This window comes from Tenacibaculum litoreum (assembly GCF_964513915.1).
GTDB classification, from domain to species: domain Bacteria; phylum Bacteroidota; class Bacteroidia; order Flavobacteriales; family Flavobacteriaceae; genus Polaribacter; species Polaribacter litoreum.
In genome coordinates, this window is sequence record NZ_CAZEQS010000003.1 from 45,844 (window position 1) to 70,877 (window position 25,034).

General features: G+C 31.9%; 26 protein-coding genes. 16 read left to right on the forward strand and 10 right to left on the reverse strand.

The window, feature by feature from the left end:
• Positions 1-56: 56 nt before the first annotated feature.
• Complete coding sequence (locus ACKTTR_RS06375; protein ID WP_408027045.1) at positions 57-1,832, forward strand: vWA domain-containing protein; 1,776 nt, start codon at positions 57-59, stop codon at positions 1,830-1,832.
• A 33-nt stretch (positions 1,833-1,865) separates the two neighbouring features.
• Here the strand turns inward: ACKTTR_RS06375 and ACKTTR_RS06380 are convergent, their stop codons facing one another.
• The 5 genes from ACKTTR_RS06380 to ACKTTR_RS06400 all read right to left on the reverse strand — a co-directional run bounded on the left by ACKTTR_RS06380 (position 1,866) and on the right by ACKTTR_RS06400 (position 8,530).
• Entirely contained in the window at positions 1,866-2,468 is a 603-nt protein-coding gene (locus tag ACKTTR_RS06380; protein ID WP_408027046.1) for a hypothetical protein, read from the reverse strand.
• 94 nt (positions 2,469-2,562) lie between these two features.
• A complete protein-coding gene (locus ACKTTR_RS06385) occupies positions 2,563-3,285 on the reverse strand; it encodes a YebC/PmpR family DNA-binding transcriptional regulator (RefSeq protein ID WP_099216239.1) in 723 nt (240 codons plus the stop codon).
• Positions 3,286-3,342: 57 nt separating this feature from the next.
• Positions 3,343-5,334: a DUF3352 domain-containing protein gene (locus ACKTTR_RS06390; RefSeq protein ID WP_408027047.1), complete on the reverse strand. Its 1,992-nt coding sequence runs from the start codon at positions 5,332-5,334 to the stop codon at positions 3,343-3,345.
• A 15-nt stretch (positions 5,335-5,349) separates the two neighbouring features.
• On the reverse strand, positions 5,350-6,993 hold the full coding sequence (locus tag ACKTTR_RS06395) for an acyl-CoA carboxylase subunit beta (RefSeq protein WP_408027048.1): 1,644 nt from the start codon (positions 6,991-6,993) through the stop codon (positions 5,350-5,352).
• Between the two features lie 58 nt (positions 6,994-7,051).
• Entirely contained in the window at positions 7,052-8,530 is a 1,479-nt protein-coding gene (locus ACKTTR_RS06400) for a helix-turn-helix domain-containing protein (protein WP_408027990.1), read from the reverse strand.
• Between the two features lie 156 nt (positions 8,531-8,686).
• Between ACKTTR_RS06400 and aceB the strand changes: the two genes are divergently transcribed.
• From aceB to ACKTTR_RS06415, 3 genes are all read left to right on the forward strand, one after another.
• Positions 8,687-10,282: a malate synthase A gene (aceB, locus tag ACKTTR_RS06405; protein WP_408027049.1), complete on the forward strand. Its 1,596-nt coding sequence runs from the start codon at positions 8,687-8,689 to the stop codon at positions 10,280-10,282.
• 175 nt (positions 10,283-10,457) lie between these two features.
• The gene (locus ACKTTR_RS06410) at positions 10,458-12,089 is read left to right on the forward strand and encodes an isocitrate lyase (protein ID WP_408027050.1); all 1,632 of its coding nucleotides are present in this window, start codon (positions 10,458-10,460) and stop codon (positions 12,087-12,089) included.
• A 489-nt stretch (positions 12,090-12,578) separates the two neighbouring features.
• Positions 12,579-13,871 carry a phosphatidylserine decarboxylase gene (locus ACKTTR_RS06415; protein ID WP_408027051.1) on the forward strand — a complete coding sequence of 431 codons (1,293 nt, stop codon included), beginning with the start codon at positions 12,579-12,581 and terminating at the stop codon, positions 13,869-13,871.
• A gap of 94 nt (positions 13,872-13,965) precedes the next feature.
• On the opposite strand, the gene ACKTTR_RS06420 is transcribed toward ACKTTR_RS06415, so the two are convergent.
• Both ACKTTR_RS06420 and ACKTTR_RS06425 read right to left on the reverse strand, forming a co-directional pair.
• Entirely contained in the window at positions 13,966-14,343 is a 378-nt protein-coding gene (locus ACKTTR_RS06420; protein ID WP_408027052.1) for a cupin domain-containing protein, read from the reverse strand.
• A gap of 11 nt (positions 14,344-14,354) precedes the next feature.
• Positions 14,355-15,314, reverse strand: coding sequence for a bifunctional helix-turn-helix transcriptional regulator/GNAT family N-acetyltransferase (locus ACKTTR_RS06425; RefSeq protein ID WP_408027053.1), 960 nt, complete (start codon positions 15,312-15,314; stop codon positions 14,355-14,357).
• A gap of 156 nt (positions 15,315-15,470) precedes the next feature.
• On the opposite strand from ACKTTR_RS06425, the gene ACKTTR_RS06430 reads away from it, so the two are divergent.
• The 12 genes from ACKTTR_RS06430 (at position 15,471) to ettA (ending at position 23,540) form a co-directional block, all read left to right on the forward strand.
• A complete protein-coding gene (locus tag ACKTTR_RS06430; RefSeq protein ID WP_408027054.1) occupies positions 15,471-15,821 on the forward strand; it encodes a DoxX family protein in 351 nt (116 codons plus the stop codon).
• On the forward strand, positions 15,821-16,231 hold the full coding sequence (locus tag ACKTTR_RS06435; RefSeq protein ID WP_408027055.1) for an OsmC family protein: 411 nt from the start codon (positions 15,821-15,823) through the stop codon (positions 16,229-16,231). Before ACKTTR_RS06430 ends, ACKTTR_RS06435 begins: the two co-directional genes overlap by 1 nt.
• Positions 16,232-16,762 (forward strand): NADPH-dependent FMN reductase, encoded by a 531-nt coding sequence (locus tag ACKTTR_RS06440; RefSeq protein WP_408027056.1) that lies wholly within the window; start codon positions 16,232-16,234, stop codon positions 16,760-16,762.
• Between the two features lie 17 nt (positions 16,763-16,779).
• Complete coding sequence (locus tag ACKTTR_RS06445; RefSeq protein WP_408027057.1) at positions 16,780-17,211, forward strand: (4Fe-4S)-binding protein; 432 nt, start codon at positions 16,780-16,782, stop codon at positions 17,209-17,211.
• A 2-nt stretch (positions 17,212-17,213) separates the two neighbouring features.
• On the forward strand, positions 17,214-17,495 hold the full coding sequence (locus ACKTTR_RS06450) for a GNAT family N-acetyltransferase (RefSeq protein WP_408027058.1): 282 nt from the start codon (positions 17,214-17,216) through the stop codon (positions 17,493-17,495).
• Between the two features lie 93 nt (positions 17,496-17,588).
• Positions 17,589-17,837: a glutaredoxin family protein gene (locus tag ACKTTR_RS06455; RefSeq protein WP_408027059.1), complete on the forward strand. Its 249-nt coding sequence runs from the start codon at positions 17,589-17,591 to the stop codon at positions 17,835-17,837.
• A gap of 47 nt (positions 17,838-17,884) precedes the next feature.
• Positions 17,885-18,325: a MarR family winged helix-turn-helix transcriptional regulator gene (locus ACKTTR_RS06460; RefSeq protein WP_408027060.1), complete on the forward strand. Its 441-nt coding sequence runs from the start codon at positions 17,885-17,887 to the stop codon at positions 18,323-18,325.
• 78 nt (positions 18,326-18,403) lie between these two features.
• Positions 18,404-18,706 carry a phosphoribosylpyrophosphate synthetase gene (locus tag ACKTTR_RS06465; protein WP_408027061.1) on the forward strand — a complete coding sequence of 101 codons (303 nt, stop codon included), beginning with the start codon at positions 18,404-18,406 and terminating at the stop codon, positions 18,704-18,706.
• 183 nt (positions 18,707-18,889) lie between these two features.
• The gene (locus ACKTTR_RS06470; protein WP_408027062.1) at positions 18,890-19,363 is read left to right on the forward strand and encodes a hypothetical protein; all 474 of its coding nucleotides are present in this window, start codon (positions 18,890-18,892) and stop codon (positions 19,361-19,363) included.
• A 128-nt stretch (positions 19,364-19,491) separates the two neighbouring features.
• Positions 19,492-21,516: an oxidoreductase gene (locus ACKTTR_RS06475; protein ID WP_408027063.1), complete on the forward strand. Its 2,025-nt coding sequence runs from the start codon at positions 19,492-19,494 to the stop codon at positions 21,514-21,516.
• Positions 21,517-21,652: 136 nt separating this feature from the next.
• Positions 21,653-21,829: a CAL67264 family membrane protein gene (locus ACKTTR_RS06480; RefSeq protein ID WP_231128403.1), complete on the forward strand. Its 177-nt coding sequence runs from the start codon at positions 21,653-21,655 to the stop codon at positions 21,827-21,829.
• Between the two features lie 19 nt (positions 21,830-21,848).
• Positions 21,849-23,540 carry an energy-dependent translational throttle protein EttA gene (ettA, locus tag ACKTTR_RS06485; protein WP_408027064.1) on the forward strand — a complete coding sequence of 564 codons (1,692 nt, stop codon included), beginning with the start codon at positions 21,849-21,851 and terminating at the stop codon, positions 23,538-23,540.
• 321 nt (positions 23,541-23,861) lie between these two features.
• Here ettA and ACKTTR_RS06490 read toward each other — a convergent pair whose 3' ends face one another.
• From ACKTTR_RS06490 to ACKTTR_RS06500, 3 genes are all read right to left on the reverse strand, one after another.
• Positions 23,862-24,029 (reverse strand): hypothetical protein, encoded by a 168-nt coding sequence (locus ACKTTR_RS06490; protein WP_408027065.1) that lies wholly within the window; start codon positions 24,027-24,029, stop codon positions 23,862-23,864.
• Positions 24,030-24,242: 213 nt separating this feature from the next.
• Positions 24,243-24,431 (reverse strand): hypothetical protein, encoded by a 189-nt coding sequence (locus ACKTTR_RS06495; RefSeq protein ID WP_408027066.1) that lies wholly within the window; start codon positions 24,429-24,431, stop codon positions 24,243-24,245.
• 94 nt (positions 24,432-24,525) lie between these two features.
• Positions 24,526-24,981 (reverse strand): hypothetical protein, encoded by a 456-nt coding sequence (locus tag ACKTTR_RS06500; protein WP_408027067.1) that lies wholly within the window; start codon positions 24,979-24,981, stop codon positions 24,526-24,528.
• Between the last annotated feature and the right edge of the window lie 53 nt (positions 24,982-25,034).

Consider the following 25,034-nt stretch of genomic DNA (forward strand, 5'->3'; position numbering starts at 1 on the left):
GGTTTTATAAAAATATAGCGTTAGCTAGTTTTATGTAAACTTTAAAACGAAAAGCTATGTTTAAAAAACTATTTTATGCAATGATATTGTTGAGTTCAATAGCACTTGCAGCGCAACAAAGAACAATTACAGGTGTAGTTTCAGATGAATCAGGTCCGTTACCGGGAGTTACTATTGTGGTAAAAGGAACAACCAATGGAACTGAAACTAATTTTGATGGTAAATACTCTATATCAGCTATACAAGGTGATGTTTTGGTGTTTTCTTTTGTAGGTATGAAAACAGTGAAGAAAAAAGTAGGAAAAAGTTCGTTAATAAATGTTGTAATGGAAAATGATAGTCTCTTAGAAGAGATTGTAGTAACAGGTTATGGTACTTTAAAAGGTAAAAAGGTTTTTTCTACAGGAACTGTTGGAATTAGAGGGCATAATCAAATTGAAAATAAAGATTCTTATGCAAGAAGAAGTGAGAATATTTTTAAAAGCCCTGTTAACTCTCCTTTGTCTACATTTTCTATTGATGTTGATAAAGCTTCTTACAGTAACATAAGAAGAATGATTAATAGCGGTCAAAAAATACCAAAAGGAGCAGTTAAGATTGAAGAAATGATTAATTACTTTGATTATAACTACCCGCAACCTAAAGGAAAACATCCTTTTTCAATTACTACAGAGATTATTACGACTCCATGGAATAAAAATACTCAGTTGGTAAGAATTGGGTTAAAAGGAAAAGAATACAAGCAAGAGAATTTACCGGCTTCTAATTTGACTTTTTTAATAGATGTTTCGGGGTCTATGTCAGATCAAAACAAGCTACCATTGTTAAAGTCAGCTTTTAAGTTATTAGTAAATCAGCTGAGAGAAAAAGATAAAGTAGCAATTGTTGTGTACGCAGGAGCAGCAGGGGTAGTTTTAAAACCTACATCAGGAAGTGAAAAAGAAACGATACTTGAAGCCTTGAATCAATTAGAAGCAGGAGGCTCAACAGCAGGAGGAGAAGGAATTGAGTTAGCTTATAAACTAGCAAAGGAAAATTATATAAAAGATGGAAATAACCGAGTTATTTTGGCTACAGACGGTGATTTTAATGTAGGAGCTTCAAGCAATGCTGCAATGGAAGAATTGATAGAAGAAAAAAGAAAATCAGGTGTATTTTTATCGGTTTTAGGTTTTGGTTACGGAAACTACCAAGATGATAAATTAGAAGTTTTAGCAGATAAGGGAAATGGAAACCATGCGTATATTGACACGATGCAAGAAGCACAAAAAGTATTTGGTAAAGAATTTGGAGGTACTTTATATACAATTGCAAAGGATGTGAAAATTCAGGTAGAATTTAATCCAGAAAAAGTGCAAGCGTATCGTTTAATAGGATATGAAAATAGATTGTTGAATGATGAAGATTTTGTAGATGATACAAAGGATGCTGGAGAATTAGGTAGTGGTCATACAGTAACAGCATTGTATGAAGTAATTCCTGTAGGAGTAAAAAGTAAATTTCTAAAAAAATCACCTAAATTAAAGTATACTCAAAATAAACAACTGAATAATTTTAATGATGAATTATTAACCGTGAAGTTTAGGTATAAATTACCAAAAGGGACTAAGAGCATAGAGTTGGTGAAAACTGTAAAAAATGAAGTATTGGCATCAACGAATGATATGAATTTTATTTCAGCAGTAGCTTTATTTGGAATGCAATTAAGTAAATCAAAATTTAAAAATAATTCAAAAATTGAAGATGTACTTAGTTTGATAGAGGGAGAAATAGGAGAGGATAAGGATGGTTATAAAGCAGAGTTCGTTAGATTAGTGAAAACGTATAATTAAGAATAAAAAAAACAGGGCTAAATGCCCTGTTTTTTATCTGTCAACATCTAAAAAATCTTTAGCGTCAAAAGCTTTTTTATAATCAATTAAACTCATTCCGAATCGTTCAGCATTGTAGTTTTCTTCTTTATCTATTTTATAAAGCTTGCTTCTTCTGCTTATTTCCATAGAGTTGGCTACAAAGAAAATAGAATCGGTAGTAACGTTTGTTACTTTCACGGTAGAGTAGGCTTTGTCGGATGATTTGTATTCAACAATATCGTTAACTTGAGGAGAGTTAATGTAGGTAACAACATTTTTGTCATGCTGTTGTGCTGAGTAGATTCCAAAGAGAATTATAGCTCCCATTAATAAAGAACCTATCCAGTGTGTAAAAGGTGTTTTAGCATTTCGTTTTACGTTGTCGTGAGCTAGTTTTAATTGTTCGCTCATGTTTTTACGTTCGTACGTAGCTTTACAATGATTACATTCAGAGACTCCTTTTTTACCTATAGGAAAAATAGGTATCCAATAAATGTAAAAATATTTGCCAAAAATACTAATGGTGTGAGCGTTTTGTTGTTCGCAGTGATTACATTTTACACCGCTAACTTTTTCGCTGTGTAAATGCGCTCCTTTTGTTCCGTAGAAAATCATAATAGTGAGAAGTTTGGTTGAGATAAATATATAAAAAAATCCAACGATAAAGATCGTTGGATTTATATATATGTTTTGAATAAGAAGATGTTTGTTACTCTTCCATTGAATGATAAACGTTGTTTACGTCATCATCTTCTTCCAATCTTTCTAAAAGTTTATTTACCTCTTCTTTTTGTTCATCTGAAATCGCAGTAGTGGTTGTTGGAATACGTTCAAACTCAGAAGAAAGAATTTCAATATTATTTTCTTCTAAATATTTTTGAATAGCACCGAATTGTTCAAAAGGAGCGTACAACATAACCGAACTATCTTCTTCGTCGGCAAAAACTTCTTCAACTTCAAAGTCAATCATTTCCATTTCAAACTCTTCTAAATCCATTCCTAATGAATCTTCTTTTACTTTAAAGTTAACCACATGGTCAAACATAAAAGCAACAGAACCAGAGGTTCCTAAGTTTCCATTACATTTATTAAAAGCAGCACGTACATTAGCCACTGTACGGTTATTATTATCAGTAGCGGTTTCTACCAAAACAGCAATACCGTGAGGCGCATATCCTTCAAATAATACTTCTTTATAGTTTTCAGTACTTTTATCAGATGCTTTTTTAATGGCACGTTCAACATTATCTTTCGGCATGTTGGCAGCCTTAGCATTTTGAATTACTACACGCAAACGAGAGTTGGTTTCGGGGTTTGGACCACCTTCTTTAACTGCCATAACGATATCTTTACCAATACGAGTAAAGGTTTTAGCCATGGCTGACCAACGTTTCATTTTTCTTGCTTTCCTAAATTCGAATGCTCTTCCCATGTGTATTCTGTTTTAATTTTGCTTGGCAAATGTAACTAATGCTATAAAATATTGCAATTAAAAATGTTTTTTGAAAATTACATCACCTGTTTGTTCATCATATGCTTTCCAAGTTCCACTTTGCTTATCATTTTTATAATGCCCTTTAACTTTTACGTTTCCGTTTTCATAAAAGGACTTATAAGAACCATCTTTTAAGCCATCTTCTAAATCAACTTCAAATTTTAGTTTTCCGTTTTTATAAAACTCTTTGTATGATTTAGCGCTTAAATCAGAAGGGTGTATTGGCGTAAGCTTAAAAAATGTTGTTGAATTTTGAGTATTTGTAGAATCTTTGTAGGGAGTTAACTCTAATAATAGTCTCTCTCTTAATTCTTTATCTTTTTTAGTGTTTATATCAATGTTTTTAGGATCTTCAAAAACAAGAGAAATATTACTTTCAAATAAGTCATCAGAAGCAATTAGCTGCATTCCAATTTGTGAAAAGCAAGTTATATAAGGTTTGTTTTTTTGAAGTTCACGTCGAGTTTTGTTGTCAACTAAACTTAAAAGATCTTTGTAGGAGTTTGGAGTGTTTACATAAGCAAAGACACTAGATTTTTTCTCAAAATGATAATTAAAATCATCGAATTTTTCAGAGCTTTCTAGTGTGTATCCTATTAAGTGGTTATTAATAATTTCTTTAATAGTATTTGGACTAGTACTAAAAACTACAAAATCATCAATAATTGTAAAGTAAGGCTTCTCCATTTTAGAGAACATGTTTCCTGCTAACATTTTAAAGAATCCTTTTAAATCAAAAAAGTTAATAGGATAACCTCTGTAATCGATTTGCTTGTATTTTAAAGGGGTATTTTCTTTAATTTTAGAAAGAACAAGCTGAAGGTTTTCTTTAGCGTCATCAATATCATCAGCTTTAATAATAGCAGCGACATCTTTTTTGTTTTTTGAAAGCTCAGTGTTAAAATGAATTAAAGCTATTTCACTACCAATCCAACTATAAATGTTTTCAGAAACATTAATGTCTAACTTATCCTCAATCATCGCAAGTTGATCAGAATACATCTTAAAATCGGCAGGACTTTCTTGTTGGAGTTTTTCTAGATTACTATTGAATGTTTTAAAATCATCAAAAGCAAAGCTAAGGTATAAAGAGGTGTTCTTTGGAGCTATTTTAGCAACACTACGCTTACCAACTCCAGACTTTTGTAATACTTTTAAATAGGTTTGTGAATTAGTGTCAACGTTAGTATAACCTGTGGCTTGAATTATAACTCCCTCTATAATTGAAATGTCTAAACCTGTGTAAAAAAAAGCTTCTTTATTTAAGAAATCTAAATTGCTAGAACTGGTAAAACAATTTAAATAGTCTTTTAGATATTTATGTTGTAAATAGATATTAAAAAATCCATCAGTATCTGTTTTCTTTTTTATTTCTATAAAATTTATATCACGTCCAATAACAGGATTTAAGTATTGATCTATTGATTTTTCAACTAAGAGGTGAGTATAGGAAGCTATAACTTGGTTTTTAATAAAGGAAAGATGTAAAGTTTCTCTAGTCTTCTTATTATACAGTTCTATAATTTCCTGTTCTTTATATACTCGTTTGGTTACTTTATAATCTTCACCTGCTAAATTACTTATAGCTCTTTTTAGAAAAATAAGTTTGGAGAATTTTTGTAAATCAGCAACGTATAACAGCCCATATTTTCTGGGGCTAAATACATGTACTGAGATCACCAGATTACGTTCCCCGATAAAGTCAAAAATTTCCTTTTTTGCTTTAAAAGTTTCATCTAAACTATGGAGACCTTCAGATAGCTTATTGATTTGTTGATTGGATTGAAGATGTGTCCAAATTTCACTTGAGCTTATTTCATCCCAAGTGTCAATAGGCCTTTCAGTATCAACTATAAAAACAGCATTATCAGGAACTAAGTAAATAGATTTGATATTATCATTTTCAGATAGGGTGAAAATATAAACCTGGTAGATTACAAATCCAATTATAAGGGCAATAATGCCCCAAAATACTTTCCTCTTCATGCTACTTTCTTTGTTTTAAACTTGTAAAACTCCCAAATTAAAAGGTTTTTCAATAGGAGCGTGGTCAGCAGCTTCTATTCCCATAGAAATCCATGTTCTGGTATCTAGAGGATTAATCACAGCATCGGTCCAAATTCTTGCAGCAGCATAGTAAGGAGATATTTGATTATCGTATCTCGATTTTATTTTATCAAATAATTCTGCTTCTTTTTCAGGAGTTATTTCTTCTCCTTTTTTCTTTAAAGCGGCAGTTTCAATTTGTAGTAATACTTTTGCAGCAGATGCTCCACTCATCACAGCTAGTTCAGCACTTGGCCATGCAAAAATAAGACGAGGGTCATAGGCCTTACCACACATAGCGTAATTTCCTGCTCCGTAAGAATTACCTATAACTACTGTAAATTTAGGAACCACAGAATTACTAACAGCGTTCACCATTTTAGCTCCATCTTTAATAATTCCGCTATGCTCAGATTTACTTCCCACCATAAATCCAGTAACATCTTGTAAGAAAACTAACGGGATTTTCTTTTGATTACAGTTGGCAATAAATCGAGTAGCTTTATCAGCAGAATCGTTGTAAATTACTCCACCAAACTGCATTTCGCTAGGTTTGGTTTTGGCTCCTTTCGATTTTACAATTTTACGTTGGTTAGCAACGATACCTACTGCCCATCCATCAATACGAGCATATCCAGTAATAATGGTTTGACCGTAACCTGCTTTGTATTCTTCAAATTCAGAATTATCAACCAAACGCTTGATGATTTCCATCATGTCGTATTGCTCATTACGAGCTTTTGGTAAAATTCCAAAAATATCATCTTCATTTTCTTTTGGAGGGAACGCTTCTTTGCGATTAAATCCAGCTTTGTCATAATCTCCAATTTTATCCATTAAGTTTTTAATGGTATCTAAAGCATCTTTATCATCTTTTGCTTTATAATCGGTAACACCAGATACTTCACAGTGCGTAGTTGCTCCACCTAATGTTTCATTATCAATAGTTTCACCAATAGCAGCCTTAACTAAATAACTACCAGCTAAGAAAATACTTCCTGTTTTGTCTACAATAAGTGCTTCATCACTCATAATAGGTAAGTAAGCGCCACCAGCAACACAACTTCCCATAACTGCAGCAATTTGGGTAATTCCCATGCTACTCATTACAGCATTGTTTCTAAAAATTCTTCCGAAGTGTTCTTTATCAGGAAAAATTTCATCCTGCATTGGTAAATAAACTCCAGCAGAATCTACCAAATAAATAATAGGTAATTTATTTTCAATTGCTATTTCTTGAGCTCTTAAATTTTTCTTTCCTGTAATTGGGAACCAAGCACCAGCTTTTACTGTAGCATCGTTAGCAACAACAATACATTGTTTACCACTAACATATCCCATTTTTACAACCACACCACCTGAAGGACATCCACCGTGTTCTTGATACATATCTTCACCTGCAAAAGCAGCAATTTCGATAGACTTAGACTTATTGTCTAATAAATAATCAATACGTTCACGAGCTGTTAATTTTCCTTTCTCATGATGCTTATCAATACGTTTTTGTCCACCGCCTAATTTAACTTTGGCTAAGCGTCTACGTAAATCTGATACTAAAAGTTTATTGTGGTCTTCGTTTTTATTGAAGTTAAGATCCATGGTAAGTTATTTGTTTGCGTGTGCTAAAATAAGAAAAACAACGTACAAAACAAGGTGTTTAGGTATACGATTGAATGATGTTTTCAACAGTGTTTTCTATTTCTTTATTTCTAGATTGTTTCATTAAAATATAAGGTTCAGCCACTCGTTCGTTACAGTTTTGTACTGCGCATGTTTCGCAAGTAACACCTACTGTTTTTTTAGTAAAAGTATCTTCATTAAAAAAATGAAGTTTGCGTTTTAAGTGTGGAGAAAGTAACATACCTATACTTACACTACGATTAATTTTTTCTTTAAAAGGATCTGCGGTAGCTGCAGAAAGAACTAAATACTCCTTTTGAGAATTTTCGTACGATGATATTTGAATTCCATAAGCCGATTTTTTTTCTTCTGAAACTTCCAAGTCCTGAATTGTTTTAATGGCAATCCATCTTCTGCAATAATGTTCATTGTTACGATTGGCATGTGGAGATTGTTGTTGTGTAATATGTAGCTCTTTTGAAAGTCTATGTACAGGAGAACCTTCTTTATGTGTAAAACGTAAAAAGAACAGGTTCTTAATATTAAAATGCTTAGGTAAAATATTGGTTAAACGTTGATAGAATGTTTCGTCAGAACAATTATAACTTCTAATAATTTTATGCAATTGTATAGGCTGCCAGGTTTCTAAAGAAAAAAGTTGTGTTAGTTTTTGAATTAAATCATCTTTTGGAATAATTAAAGCACCAGCAAAGTAAGAAGCTATAAAATTATTTAATACTTCATCAAAACTTTCAAATTTTATCCATGGAAACGTGTATAGTCTGTCTTCAATCTCTAAATAATTATAGGCTATTTCTTTAGCAAAAATGAATGTTTTTTGCGCTTCGTTTATGTCGTTATATATAAGGAGTGTTTTATTCTTTGGAATATAGATGTTTCTGAGTTCAGATAGTTTTTGATGTTTAGATAGTTCTTCACTATCAATAGTGTAACCATATTCTTCAACTAAAATTTCTTCTAAGTCTTTTGAAGTAATAGGTTTATTTGGATTTATTTGATAAGCCTCAATAAAATCGGTAACCTTTGTTTCAATATCTTCAAAATAATTGTTGTGTGCCTCTTGGTATGAACGTAATGCAGCAAGAAAAAAGCTTTCTCTTGTTAAGTTGTAGTTTTGCGAAATCTTAATAATGGTACTTATAAACGCATTAACCTTTGCAGGAGCATTGGCGATAATATCAATCAGGTTATTTTCTTTAATACCAAATAGGTCTAAAGGAATTTCTTTTAAAATTTTAGATTGTAAAATTTCACCAATTGGTGCTAGGTTTTTATCTAGTTTTAGAGATACTAAATGGTCATAAGGCACTTCTAGCTTCTCAGAAAGAATAACAATTTTATCGGTCTTAGGATACTTTTTTCCTTTCTCAATTTCATTTAAATATGATTTTGATAAACCTGTTAATTTGGCTAATCCAAAGAGTGATAGGTTTTTATCGGTACGTATTTGTTTCAGTTTTAATCCGAAAACTAATCTGATATATTCTTCTTCCAAGGTGTTTTTATTAAAAGATTCGTAATTCAAAGGTATAAAAATTAGCGAATTAATAAAAATTAGTAAATTTTGTATTTTTAGCGAACGTTCGCTTTTTTGTTTGAGTTCTTTTTTTTAATATTGAACTGTCAATCAATAAGAAAAAAATAAAATAGTATGAATCAAGATGTTTTAGCAAAAGAAATTCAATGTGTAGGTTTTGATCAAGCCGAGTATAAAAGTGTTTTGACCAATGAAGCCAAAGCATTTTTAATTCAACTTCAAGAGAAATTTAATAGTCAAAGACTTCAATTATTAGCTGAAAGAGAAATCGAACAAGCTTATTTTGATGCAGGAAACTATCCTTCTTTTCCTTTAGAAACTAAAGAGATAAGAGAGAGTGATTGGGTATGTGCTTCATTGCCTGAAGATTTGTTGGATAGGAGAGTAGAGATTACTGGACCAGTAGAGCGTAAAATGATTATCAATGCATTAAATTCTGGTGCAAAAACGTTTATGGCAGATTTTGAAGATAGTAATTCACCAACTATTCAAAATATTTTAGATGGTCAAGTAAATCTACGAGATGCAGTAAATAAAACAATTTCATTTTATAATGAAGCAAAAGATAAGACTTATAAATTAAAAGATAGTGTAGCTACATTGTTGGTAAGACCAAGAGGATTACATTTAAATGAAAAACATTTGTTGATTGATGGCGTAGAAATGTCTGGTTCTTTAGTTGATTTTGGGTTGTTTTTTTTCCATAATATCAAAACGTTACAAGGACAGGGGAGTGCAACTTATTTTTATTTACCTAAACTAGAACATTACAAAGAAGCTCGTTGGTGGAATGATGTTTTTGTATTTGCGCAAGAGTATATGGGTGTGCCACAAAAAACAATTAAAGCAACGGTGTTAATAGAAACAATTACAGCGAGTTTTCAGTTGGATGAAATTATTTATGAGTTAAAAGATCATATGGCAGGTTTAAACTGTGGTCGTTGGGATTATATCTTTTCATACATTAAAAAGTTCAGAAATCATACTGATTTTATTGTGCCAAACCGTTCACAAGTAACCATGAGTAGCCCATTTATGAAAGCGTATTCGTTACGAGTTATTCAGTCGTGTCACAAACGAGGTGTACATGCTATGGGAGGAATGGCAGCACAAATTCCTGTAAAGAATAATGAAGAGTTGAATAAAGAAGCTTTTTCAAAGGTGAAGAAAGATAAGGAGCAAGAAGTTAGGAATGGTCATGACGGAACTTGGGTGGCGCATCCTGGTTTAGTAGCAATTGCAATGGACGTTTTTAATGCAACAATGCCTAATGCGAATCAGATAGATAAAAAGCTAGAAGATTTAACAATTACTGAAAAGGATTTAGTTGAATTGCCAGAAGGGACTATTACAGAAAAAGGAATACGAGAAAATATTAACGTTGGTATTCTTTATGTAGAGTCGTGGTTAATGGGACAAGGAGCTGCTGCTTTGTATAATTTAATGGAGGACGCAGCAACTGCTGAAATTTCCAGAACACAGCTATGGCAATGGTTGCATAAAAGTGTAATGCTTGAAGACGGTAGAACATTTACTGAAGGCATGTATGAGCAATTCAAAAAAGAAGAGCTCAAAAAAATAAGAAGTTATGTAGGTGATGACAGGTATGACAATGGAAAGTTTGAATTAGCCGTTCAATTATTTGACGAGTTAATTTTAAACAAAGAATTTGTTGAGTTTTTAACCTTACCAGCATATAAACATTTATAGAGCAAGCCATTTAGGTGTAAGCTTAGAAGATATTTGTAGAGAAAAGCAATTTAAATTAAAGACTAAACTTAAAATATTTAAATCTCGATTATCGAGAAAAAGCCCCCAAAAATGCGGCAACATTTAAGAGGGCAAGCTATCAATAAAAATTAATAACCTTATCAATTACAAAATTATGAAAAATTTAGCACACGCTAATTATAGTTCTGCTTTACAAACTGTAAAAGAATTAAAGAAAAAGTACGGGACAACTTGGAACTCAGTTTCTCCAGAAAATGCAGCTAGAATGGTAGCGCAAAATCGTTTTAAAACAGGTTTAGATATCGCTAGATATACCGCTGCAATCATGCGAAAAGATATGGCAGCTTACGATGCAGATTCATCTAATTATACACAATCATTGGGGTGCTGGCACGGATTCGTGGCACAACAGAAAATGATTGCAGTAAAGAAACATCACAAAACAACGAGTAAACGATATTTATACCTTTCAGGATGGATGGTAGCTGCATTGCGTTCAGAGTTTGGTCCATTACCAGATCAATCAATGCATGAAAAAACAGCAGTACCGTCTTTGATTGAAGAAATTTATGATTTTCTACGTCAAGCAGACGCTATTGAGTTGAATGATTTGTTTAGAAGGTTAGAAAACGGAGAAGATGTACAGAGTGAAATTGATAATTTCGAAACACATATAGTTCCAATTATTGCTGATATTGATGCAGGTTTTGGAAATGAAGAAGCTACTTATTTGTTAGCTAAAAAAATGATTCAGGCTGGTGCTTGTGCTATTCAGATAGAGAATCAAGTTTCAGATGCTAAACAGTGTGGACATCAAGATGGTAAAGTAACCGTGCCACATGAAGATTTTACAGCAAAATTAAATGCAATTCGATATGCTTTTTTAGAGTTAGGTGTAGAAGATGGAGTTATTGTAGCTAGAACCGATTCGGAAGGAGCAGGATTAACTCAAAAATTACCAGTAAGTCAAGAACCAGGAGATTTAGCCTCTCAATATTTAGCATTTGTAGAAGCTGAAGAAATTACAATTGAAGAAGCAAAAGAAGATGATGTATTGTTAAAACGTGATGGAAAATTAGTGCGTCCTGTACGTTTAGCAAACGGTTTATATAAGTTTAGAGAAGGAACAAATATTGATAGGGTAGTACTAGATTGTATTACAAGCTTACAAAATGGTGCCGATTTACTATGGATTGAAACGCCTACACCTCATGTAGGGCAAATAGCAAATATGGTAAATAGAGTAAAAGCTGTAGTACCTAATGCGAAATTGGTATACAACAATTCACCATCGTTTAACTGGACATTAAACTTCCGTAATCAAGCATATGATGAAATGGTAATACAAGGATATGATGTTTCAATGTATGATAGAAATAATTTAATGGATGCGGTATACGATGGTTCGCAACTTTGTCAATTAGCAGATGAGAAAATCCGTACATTCCAAATAGATGGAGCAAGAGAAGCAGGTATTTTCCATCATTTAATTACCTTACCAACATATCATACAACAGCGTTACATATGAATGATTTAACAGAAGGTTATTTCGGAGAAGATGGAATGTTAGCATATGTAAAAGGGGTGCAAAGACAAGAAATTAGAAAAGGTGTATCGTGCGTAAAACACCAACGAATGGCTGGTTCTGATTTAGGAGACGATCATAAAACATTTTTTGCAGGAGATAAAGCGTTAAAAGCCAGTGGAGAAAAGAATACTTCTAATCAGTTTGAAGCAGGAGCAAAAGACAAAAGGTTAGAAGAAGAAAGTGCAGTAGCTGTATAAAAAATCTTAGTTGTTTGTAAACTTCCCGTTTATGTTTGGTTTGTTTCAATTGTTTGTTTACATAGCGGGAATTTTACTTACTAATTTAACAGTATAAATTTATAATTAGCAGTTGTAAATTTTATTTTGAAGTTAAACTCCACTTGTACAAGTGGAGTTTTTTTATAGAAATAATTAATTTCAAATACTACATACATTGTTTTTAATACCATTATAAAGTACAATTGATCTGTTTTTTATTACGGGATTCACTGCTTTTGTGATTGAAAATCAGTTGTTTGTGGTTTTTTTTATGAGATTGATGGATTAATTCTTCAAATTAGAGTAATCTGATAACATAGTTAATGACAATTGTTTTATCAGAATTTTAGGGATGTCAAATATTTGTGACAAGATATTTAATAACCTAAAATCAATTTTTATTTGTACGGGTGGTATCCGAAAAGCCTCTAATAAAAGAGTAGGAATTATTTAAAAACTTAACTAATTATGGAAACAACAACTATTGAAACTCATAAAGCAGTTGTTGAACAACTGAGAAGTATTTTAGACGGTAATCCAGCAATGGCAAAAAGTCTTGGAGAGTCATTAAAAAAAGCGGTTGAATTATCAAAAAATGGAAGTTCTGATAAAACTATACCACCTTTAAATAAAGATCTTTATAAAGCAATTGATAAAGAATTTAAAGGAAAAGGATGGCCAGAAACCGTAGCTGCATATTATGATTACTTAGATCTTTATGTACAAATGATTCCAAATGAAAGTAGAGATTCAGAATATCCTAATGCTTGGACAAGTGATGGAACTAAAAATGGATACAATCAAAAAGTATACGATTTACTTTGTCAATCCTATTGGTTGATAGACCAAGCAGATTCAGAAGGAAATACGATGCAGAGTTATCCTGAGTTTGCTGATTGGTTAGTGAGTTTTGCAAATGCTTGGGGAACTTTCTTAGATACGGAAGCTTCTTTAACAAAGGAAACGCTACAATCGTTTAAAGATGATAAAAATGCTCAAGGAGAAAGTGTTTATAACTTTCCTTTGTATTCAAAAAATGAAAGTAAATGGAAAACGTTCAATCAATTTTTTTACAGAGAATTTAACAATTCGGATCCTAAAACAGGAATTTCTCCTTTACGTCCCATAGCGGATCCAAATGATAATACAACTATTGTTTCTCCTGCAGATTGTACTTTTAAAGCATATTATCCAATTGATAAAAAGGGGAATGTAGATAAAATTACATTGAAAGGAACACATACTATTGGTAGTGTAGATGAGTTGTTGGAGTACAGTAAGTATGGAGAAAGTTTTTATGGAGGTACATTTATTCATTATTTTTTAAGTCCTTTTGATTATCATCGTTTTCATACACCAGTTAGTGGAAAAATTTTAGAGATTCTTCCAGTGCAAGGAAAAGTGTATTTGAATGTTGAAACAGCATCTAATGGACAATTTGATGCTCCTGATGGTGGTGAAAACGGATATGAGTTTTCACAGGCCAGAGGATTAGTAATTATGGACGCAGGTCCTGAAGTAGGAAAGGTTGCTATATTACCAATAGGAATGTGTCAGGTTTCTGGTGTAGATATGTACACAGAATTACAAGGACAAACAGTAGTCAAAGGCCAAGAGTTTGGTAAATTTAGATTTGGAGGTTCAGATATTATTATGTTATTTGAAAAACCGCCTCATGAACTGTATATGTTTCAAAAAGATCCTTCGCATGTGCCAATTCATTTTCAATACGGACAAGCTTCGGTTTATTGGAATAAGTAATATCTTTTAAAAAAGGTAGTTACTATCTAAGTAACTACCTTTTTTAATTGTTATAATTTTGATAAAGATTAATGTATGTTTCTTATGATGATATTTAATATTTTTGATTATCAATAGATTTTGTAATTGGAGTTATTATGTTACCAGTATGTTTGGTAGATTTTGTTTCAATAAGCATAATTAAACACTCTTCCGAAGAACTAACTCTGTGATTTACACCTTTAGGAACTACGTATAAATCTCCTGTTTTCATCGTAAAACTAGGTTGGTTTTCAATTTCCATTAAAAGATTACCATCAATAATATAAAAAAGCTCATCTTCATTTTCGTGATTATGCCATGGAATATCTTCTCCTTTAATTTTTGCAAGCTTAACATATTCATTGTTAACTTCTGAAATTATTTTAGGAGAAAAGTAATTTTTCAATTTTTCAGCTTCCTGTAGGATATTGATTGTTTGAGTTGTTTTCATATCTTAAATTATCAAGACTTTGTTTTTAATTCCATTTTAATATTGCAACGTTCATAAGGACAACCTTCCTCAACAGAGATTTCTAAAAAACCAAATTTTCTATAAATGTAAATAGCGTTTTCAAGTTTAGTATTTGAGTATAAAACTAATTTATCAAACTGTTTATCTTTTGCAAAATCAATACAATGTTGCATAAGTTGTTGTCCTATTTTGTAACCTCTATGTTTTGGTGAAACAGCCATTTTAGTTAATTCATAAACATTAGGTTCATTCATAGGCATTAAAGCAACAGTACCTAAAACTTCATTATCTAATTTAGCAAAGAAAATGTGTCCTCCTTTGTCAATAATATACTTATGAGGGTTACTTAAAACCTCTTCGTCATAAGGTTCTACGTAGAAAAATGTTTGTAACCATTCAATATTCAAATCATAAAAAGAAGTACAATATTCTTCTTTAAATGTGGTAATTACCAATGCGTTTTGCGTTGTATTCATTTTTATGTGTTCTATAATAGCTTTGCTGAAAGATTTTTCATTGAACTTAGCCTCTAATTCATTTATAAGTTCGGTTAGTGATTCAGACTTTATATTTGTGTACTCTTTAATAGTTTGTTCAATACTGTTCCATATAGGAGTTACATTTTCTATGAATTGCTTTCCTTTATTAGAAACAAAAACAACTTTTTTTCTTTTATCTAACTTGTCTTCTTTAAGGGTGATAAGTCCTTTTTTTAAAAGTTTATTAATAGCTTGAGTAGTGGCGGGTTGAGATGTTTTTAAACTATTGGTAATCTCAGTATTGGTAACTCCATCTTTGTTTTTTATAATTTTAAAAGTAGGAAATAGGTAAGGGTCAAAATCAATATTAAACTCATCGTACACCAATTGTGTTTCACGCATCATATATTCACTGGTTCTTTTTAACCTAGAACCTAATCCAATTTCTCCTAATCCTTTAAGTGCATCCATTTGTAATAAACATAAGTGCTTATATAAGTGCAAATATATATGTTTTTTTAATTTGAAGCAACCCTTTTAACTATAATAAACACCTAGATAATATATACCATGGAAATTAATTAAGTTTTTTATATATTTGTGAGTGAATTTTAACAACAAATAAAAATGAAAAGAGATAAAATTATTTTTTATGTAGCTACAGGGTTATTAACATTATTAATGTTTTTTTCAGCTGGAATGTATTTTTTTAACCATGCAGAAGTAGCTAAAATGTTTACAGCATTTGGGTATCCTACCTATATTATTTATCCCTATGCAGTGGCCAAGCTATTAGGTTTAGTAGCGTTATGGTTTTTTAGAGGTAAGTTTATAAATGAATGGGCATATGCAGGTTTTTTCTTTGCATTTATTCTAGCTTTTTTTGCTCATTTTATGATTGGTGATGGAGAACAAACAGGAGCTGTAATAGCAATGGTACTATTAATAGTTTCGTATATTTATAGTAAAAAAATATAATGAGCAATAATCCAACAGCAACAGTTACTTTAACTGATCGAAATTATTTAGCAGAAGGCAAAATGAGAAATCATTTTGCCGTTATTGATGAACCTTTGGATAAAGGAGGGGATGATAATGGGCCTACTCCAGTCGAATATTTACTAACTGCAATTGGCGGTTGTGTGTCTATTACTTTGAGAATGTATGCAGAGAGAAAAGGGTGGGACTTAGGAAAAGTTACTGTAAATGTTAGTCAAAAAGAACAATTAACTCCAGAAGGAATTAAAAAATCATTAGTAGAAGAAATTTCATTCGAAAAAGAAGTTACAGATGAACAACGTACTAAACTATTAGAAATAGCAGGTAAATGTCCAGTAGCTAAAATGGTGAAAGGTGAAACAGAAATTGATTCAAAAATAACAACATAGATGAAAAAAATAATCGCTTTTGCGGGTAGTAATAGTAAAAAATCAATAAACAAACAATTAGTAACATATGCCTCTGGGTTATTAGATGAAGCAGAAGTTTCGGTATTAGATTTAAATGATTATCCATTACCTATTTATGGAATTGATAAAGAAATGGAAGAAGGCATACCAGAAAATGCAGCAAAATTTCTAGAAAAAATTAAAGAAGCAGATGGAATAGCCGTATCGTTAGCAGAACATAATGGTAATTTTACGGTAGCTTTTAAGAATATTATAGACTGGATGTCGCGTATAGAACAAAAGGTATGGCATAATAAACCAATGTTATTATTATCAACCTCTCCTGGAGGTAGAGGAGGTGCGTCGTCAATGGCAATAGCTAAAAATGGTTTTCCCCATATGGGAGCAAATGTTATAGCAGATTTTTCTTTACCAAAATTTTATGATAACTTTAATGACGGAAGGGTTGTAAATGAGGAGTTTAATAAAAAAATAAAAGAAGCAGTTGCAACTTTCCAAAAAGCAGTATAAACATAAAATTTAATATTATGTCAGAAGCAAAGGAAATTGTAAAAAAATATAGTAATGACGATATTACTGTAGTTTGGAAACCAAACATGTGTATCCATTCAAAAAAATGTTGGAAAGGCTTGATACAGGTTTTTAATCCACAGAATAGACCTTGGATTAACATGGACGGAGCAACTACAGAAAGAATTAAAAAGCAAGTAGAAGAATGCCCTTCAGGAGCTTTATCATACATTTCAAAAAGAGAAGGTAATGAAGCAGCAGCTCACACAGAAACTAAGGTAGAAGCATTAGAAGATGGGCCTTTATTAATTTACGGAACTTTGCATGTAACCAATCCAGACGGCTCAACGGAAAAGAAAAACAAAACAACTGCTTTTTGCAGGTGTGGAGCTTCTCATAATAAACCATATTGTGATGGCACACATGTAAAAGTTGAGTTTAAAGGATAAAGATGAAAGTTGAGCAAGAGGATAACGATAAAAAAGGAGAGTTCTATATTGAAATTGAAGGAAATAGAGTTGCTTTGATGACGTATACTTGGGCAGGTAAGGATAAATTAATTATAGATCATACTGAAGTAGGTGATGCTTTAAGAGGAAAAGGAGCGGGATATAAGTTGGTAGCAGCTTCAGTAGAGTTTGCTAGAAATAAAAATATCAAAATACTTCCATTATGCCCATTTGCTAAATCAGTTTTTGATAAAAAGCTTGAATATTCAGACGTTTTAGCGTAAATAAAATTCCTTTTCAGTATTTGTAAAGAGTTTATATTCCTTGGTATATAAATGTGTATTTTGTATTTTTGCACTCAAAATAAGGAGGTTAAAATGAAGATAGTTTTATACGGTAGAAAAGGACATGCACATACAGTTGCATATAAAAACTTTCTAAAATCTGCAGAAGTTCCATTTGAATACAAAGATGTTTCTGTTGATAACGAAGCAAAGGAACATACTAAAGAACTGTATGATGGTCAAGTAAAGTATCCAACGCTATTTGTTGATGATGAAGTGTACTTAACGCCATCATCAGATACTTTTAACAAATTAATGCAAGACTTAAAGTTAAAAGGGTAATCTTTTTTAAACAAAAGGCTAGTAGCTAACAGCTAATAACCAAAACAATGGGAGATATTTCAAAAGACATTAATTCAAAGTTTCCAAATAATAAAATTAAAGCGTTTATAAATATTAAATACACTGCTAATTGGATAAACAGTCAAGAAAATGAGTTTTTTAAGCAGTATAGTATTTCACCACAACAATTTAATATTCTTCGTATTTTAAGAGGGGCAAAAGAAGCTATAAAAGTTCAAACGATAAAAGATAGAATGATTGAGCGAGCTCCAAATGCCACTAGGTTAATGGATAAATTATGTGAGAAGAATTTAATAGATCGTGAAAGATGCGAACATGATAGAAGAGTAGTTTACATAAGCATTACGCAACAAGGAAAAAAGTTATTAAAAGCAATAGATGATAAGTTGCATTTAGATTTTATTGAAAACTTGACAGAAGAAGAAGCTACGCAACTTAGTGATTTACTTGATAAAATTAGACAATAGATTTTGTGTTTATAGATAAATAAATAGGAAATCTAGTTTAAATATTGTACCTTTTAAGAAAGTGAAACTATAGAAGTTATGTACACATATGATACACTTTCAGAAGCATTAAAAGATTTACAAAAAAGAGGATTTACTCTTGATTTTAATTTGAAAGAAAATGAAATAGAGAGCAAGAATACTCGGGAAATTTTCTCACCAAATTTCTTTGAAGTAGTAGAAGTATATCGCTTTGAAGGAATGAGTAGTGCAGGAGACAACTCTGTCGTATATGCAATTCAAACCAAAACAGGCGTTAAAGGAGTTTTAGTTGATGCTTATGGAGTTTATGCAGACTCACTTTCTCCAGAAATGATTCAAAAATTAAAAATAGTGCGATAATTACATAACTCTAAGAGAATATCTTCGGGTTTTTATTTGAAGGAAAAGAATTGTATATAAAAAGAGTTATTCCACTTATAAAATTAAGGTGTTTACCTTATGTTATAAATAACCTTTTGCCTAAGAGTTTCTAAATAAAGGTAAGATATATTTGGGTTGATTAATTAACCCAAACTAAATTTTATGAAGACTTTAAAAACCCTAATGTTTGTAAGTATCTTTTTTATGGTATTTACATCATGTCAAAACGAGGAAACTCTTCTACGAGATGAAGCACAAACAGAAGCAGTAGATACTAAAACTGCAAAATCAGCAGAAGATTTAAGATTAGATTATCACGAAGACTACGGAGTAGTTAGAGCGGATGAATACCCAATGAATCCAGAAGGAGTAAAAGAACCTACCTTAGACTTATTTTTAGAAAAAGGAAATCTTAAAAAAGAAGATTTAAAAAGTTACCGTATCGTAAAAGATGAATTTTCAGGTATTGGTTTAGCGGAACACAGAATGGAGGATGGTAATGTAATACAGGTACCACATGAGTATCAAAGGCAACCAGTTTATAAGTTTGAAGCTGAACTAAATGATGGAACTAAAGTTAGAATTATCATCATTATAATATGCTCAAATGGCTTAATTATAATCATTTGGTGGTAAAATAATAACTAAAGAATTTATAAGACCTTATGCATAAAGTATGAGGTCTTTTTATATTAAAAACATATTATAAAAATATGTATCTTGCATTTTGTTATGCGTGCATAATATTTTATAAAAATACAACAATGAAATACAAACATATTTTTGAGCCATTAGATTTAGGTTTTACCACTTTAAAAAACCGAATATTAATGGGCTCTATGCATACTGGTTTAGAAGAAGAAAAAAATGGAATAGAGCGAATCGCTGCTTATTATGCAGAACGTGCGCGTGGAGGAGTAGGTTTGATTGTTACAGGAGGAATAGCTCCTAATATTCAAGGGTGGACAGCGCCTTTTTCTGCTCGCATGAGTACAAAAAAACACGCACGTGAGCATAAAATAGTTACGGAAGCTGTTCATAAAGAAGGAGGTAAAATATGTATGCAGATTTTACATTCTGGACGTTATGGATACCATCCATTTAACGTGGCGCCTTCAAAAATTAAGTCACCAATAACACCTTTCAAACCGTTTGCCTTAAAGCAATCAGGAATACGAAGAACAGTAAAAGACTTTGTTAACTGTGCTAAATTATCACAAGAGGCAGGATATGATGGTGTAGAAATCATGGGATCTGAAGGATATTTAATCAATCAGTTTATAGTAACAAGAACTAATAAAAGAACTGATGATTATGGAGGGAAGTATGAAAACAGAATTCGTTTAGCAGTAGAATTAGTTCGTAAAATTAGAGAAGCTGTTGGAGAGAATTTTATTATTATCTATCGTTTATCGATGTTAGATTTAGTAGAGCAAGGAAGTTCTTGGGAAGAAGTAGTACAATTAGGAAAAGAAATAGAGAAAGCTGGGGCTACTATTATCAACACAGGTATTGGTTGGCACGAAGCAAGAATTCCTACTATTGCAACTTCAGTACCTAGAGCTGCATTTACTTGGGTAACTAAAAAAATGAAAGAAGAATTATCTATTCCATTAGTTACTTCTAATCGAATAAATATGCCGGATACTGCTGAAAAAGTTTTGGCAGAAGGGCATGCAGATATGATTTCAATGGCACGTCCATTTTTAGCTGATCCAGAATGGGTAAACAAAGCAAAAGAAGAAAGAGTAGATGAAATAAACACTTGTATAGCTTGTAACCAAGCTTGTTTAGACCATGCTTTTCAAAAGAAAGTGGCAAGCTGCTTGGTAAATCCAAGAGCATGTCATGAAACAGAACTTAATTACAATCCGACTTCAAAAAAGAAGAAAATAGCAGTTGTAGGAGCAGGACCAGCTGGTTTAGCAGCTTCAACGGTAGCAGCTCAAAGAGGTCATGATGTAACCTTATTTGATGCAGATAAAGAAACTGGAGGTCAGTTTAATATTGCAAAACAGATTCCAGGAAAAGAAGAGTTTTACGAAACCATTCGTTACTTTAATAAACAATTAGAATTACACAAGGTAAATGTAAAGTTAAACACAAGGGTTTCTGCAGAAGATTTATATAATGGTAATTTTGATGAGGTTATTTTAGCGACAGGAATTACGCCTAGAACTCCTAGAATTGATGGAGTTGAACATGAAAAAGTATTGAGTTACATTGATGTTGTAAAATTAAAGAAGCCAGTTGGTAAACGTGTTGCGGTTATTGGAGCAGGAGGAATTGGTTTTGATGTTTCGGAATACTTAGCTCACGAAGGAGAAAGTACTTCTTTAAATGTAGATGCTTGGTTAGAAGAGTGGGGAATTGATAAAACATTAGAGGCGCGTGCTGGAATAGAAGGAGTTGCTCCTAAAATTCATCCTTCACCAAGAGAAATATTTATGTTCAAACGTAGTTCTGGAAAGTTTGGAGGAAAATTAGGTAAAACTACAGGGTGGATTCATCGTTCAGTATTAAAAAGAAAAAAAGTACAGTTCATTAATGAAGTTCAGTACACAAAAATAGATGATGAAGGTTTGCACTATGTTCAAAATGAAGAACCAAAAGTATTACCAGTAGATAATGTAATTATTTGTGCAGGACAAGTTCCGTTTAAAGAATTATTAGAGCCGTTAGAAGCCAAAGGAATGAAAGTTCATGTAATTGGAGGTGCAGATATTGCGGCAGAATTAGATGCAAAGAGAGCCATTAACCAAGGAAGTAGGTTAGCTGCTGAACTCTAGTATGGATATAAATTTAAAATCACTAAGGAAGTCTTGCCAACGCAAGACTTTTTTATACGAAAAACTACAGTGAATAAGTCTAAATAATTACCGATATTTGTAGCTCACATTTTATTGAAAAAAGTAAATTATGGCAATGAACAAAAACACTGTCCTAGGTTGGGCAACGCTTATAATGGTATTAATGGGGATTTTACTTATTGGATTAGCAGTATTTAAATATGATGAAATAGCAGGGTATGGATTTGGAGCTGTTGGTTTAGGTTTTTTTGCAAATGCATGGGTGTTTAATGCCTTAAAAGGTAGAGTTTAATTAAAGAAAATATAGAGAAATGAGCGACGATAAAAAAGTCATTTTTTCAATGAATAAGGTCTCTAAGACCTATCAAAGTACAGGAAAGCAAGTTCTTAAAGATATCTATTTAAGTTTCTTTTATGGAGCTAAAATTGGTATTTTAGGTTTAAATGGTTCGGGTAAATCTACTTTATTAAAAATTATAGCAGGAGTAGAAAAAAATTACCAAGGAGATGTTACATTCTCACCAGGTTATAAGGTTGGATATTTAGAACAAGAACCACAGTTAGACGAAAACAAAACTGTTTTAGAAGTTGTTAAAGAAGGAGTAGCTGAAACGGTAGCTATTTTAGATGAATACAACAAGATAAACGACATGTTTGGATTAGAAGAAGTGTATTCTGATCCAGATAAAATGGATAAGTTAATGGCGCGTCAAGCTGAACTACAAGACAAAATTGACGCTTCTAACGCTTGGGAATTAGATACCAAGTTAGAAATAGCTATGGATGCGTTACGTACACCTGAAGGAGATAAGAAGATTGGAGTATTATCTGGAGGAGAGCGCCGTCGTGTAGCATTATGTCGTTTATTATTACAAGAGCCAGAAATTTTATTATTAGATGAGCCTACCAACCACTTAGATGCAGAATCTGTACACTGGTTAGAGCATCATTTAGCACAATATAAAGGAACGGTAATCGCAGTAACGCACGACCGTTATTTCTTAGATAATGTTGCAGGTTGGATTTTAGAATTGGATAGAGGAGAAGGTATTCCATGGAAAGGAAATTATTCTTCTTGGTTAGATCAAAAATCAAAACGTTTAGCACAAGAAAGTAAAACTGCTTCTAAGCGTCAAAAGACCTTAGAACGAGAGTTAGAATGGGTTCGTCAAGGAGCTAAAGGTCGTCAAACAAAGCAAAAAGCTCGTTTGAAGAACTATGAAAAGTTAATGAGTCAAGACCAAAAGCAGACGGAAGAAAAATTAGAAATTTACATTCCGAATGGTCCACGTTTGGGAACCAATGTAATTGAAGCTACAGGTGTTTCTAAAGCATACGGAGATAAATTATTATACGAAAACTTAGAGTTCAATCTTCCACAAGCTGGAATCGTAGGAATTATTGGTCCAAATGGAGCGGGTAAAACTACTATTTTCAGAATGATTATGGGAGAAGAAACTCCTGATGCTGGAAGTTTTACAGTAGGTGAAACTGCTAAAATTGCGTATGTAGATCAATCGCATTCAAATATTGATCCTGAAAAATCAATTTGGGAAAATTTCTCTGAAGGTCAAGATTTAGTGATGATGGGAGGAAAGCAAGTAAACTCTAGAGCTTACTTAAGTCGTTTTAACTTCTCAGGAAATGAGCAAAATAAAAAAGTAGCAACGTTATCGGGAGGAGAGCGTAACCGATTACATTTAGCAATGACGTTAAAAGAAGAAGGAAACGTATTGTTATTAGATGAGCCTACGAATGATTTAGATGTAAATACTTTACGAGCTTTAGAAGAAGGTTTAGAAAATTTTGCAGGATGTGCTGTTGTAATATCACATGATAGATGGTTCTTAGATCGTATTTGTACACATATCTTAGCTTTTGAAGGAGATAGTCAAGTATATTTCTTTGAAGGTTCTTTCTCTGATTATGAAGAAAATAAAAAGAAGCGTTTAGGAGGTGATTTAATGCCTAAACGAATTAAATACAAGAAGTTAATCAGATAAATTTGTTATCTAATATTTTATAAAATAAAACTCGAAGTTAGCAGCTTCGAGTTTTTTCTTTTTCTATAACAATTGTCCCCTCAATGTAAAACTGTTTTGTAGATAGTTTTTCATAGTATAGCGAATTGTGTTAAAGTTTTCTTAACAACAATTATTGTGCCGAAAATGTAAAACAATCTGTTTTTTATTGATTAATTTATAGTTTTTTGCGGTTTTTGTTATTAAGTAGGTAAATATTTGGTTGAGGTAATGTAATTCATTTACTTAAATATAAAAAGACCTTACCAAACTAGTAAAGCCCTTTACATTTATGTTTTTAGCTTAGTAACATTTTTCAAAGTAGCCATCAACACAGCAATATGGAACATCAGTAATACAATTTACAGGTAAAGGATATTGACTGTTACAGACTAAACCCTCTCTAGGACATATACTAGTAAACCCACCAGTAATAGATTTTTGCTCAGATACATTTAATACTGAACCCATGTTTGAAATGTTTTTAATCATAATCATAAATTTTAAAGTTGATATAAATTTATGTAATTGCTTTTTACTAGGTTTTTAAAAAAGCGTAATATAAGTAAGGAAATTACATATTTTTAAAAAAGAAACCTCACCAATTTAGTGAGGTTCACGAACTTTTATATGTTCTTATGATAATCCTTTTTGAAACTTTATATAAATTAATAGTCGTTTCTATTAACTACATATTTCATAAAAACCATTAACGCAACAAAAGTCAACAGCTGGAAGGCAGTCAGAAGGAAATTGAGATCCACTAGGACAACGATCTCCTAAAGAACATTCTTGCATGTCATTTCCTCCTTTTACTGATTTTTGCTCTTCTTTCTTTAAAATAGTTCCTACTTTTAAAATATTTCTTAACATAAGTGTAAATTTTTATTGTGAAACAAATTTATATCATAGAGGTCAAGGAACTTGATTAAAAACCGTAATAAGAGTAAGGAAATTACGTACTTTTTTAATTATGAAAAGCAGCATTATGTGCTAAATCTCCATTACAACTGTTACACTTTCCAGCGGAATCTCCTCCACCAGCACAACCATTAGTACAGGTATAGTGATATTGCCCTGCAGCATTTGGTCCACTAGAAGTAGTTGGAGCTACAGGTGTTGATATTGGTGAATTAGAATTTTTATTTTGAGTATTATGAAATCCTTGGTTATGAGCAAGAGGAGTTTTACAAACAGGACAAGCGGTACCTTGAACACTTGAAGTTCCTCCATCACATTTTTTAGGACATATATAATGTGCGCCTCCAACAATATTAACAGAACTATTGTTGTTATTGGGAAGTTGAGGAGTTGGACGTTCGTTAAAAGGAACTGTTAGTGGGTTTACAGGTGCTTTCTTTTCTTCTGTTTTACAAGAATAAAAACAGCATAATAAAACGAATAGTGTAAATATTTTTTTCATATTCAAATATAAAAAAACCTCGTCAAAAAGACGAGGCTATGATTATATATAAA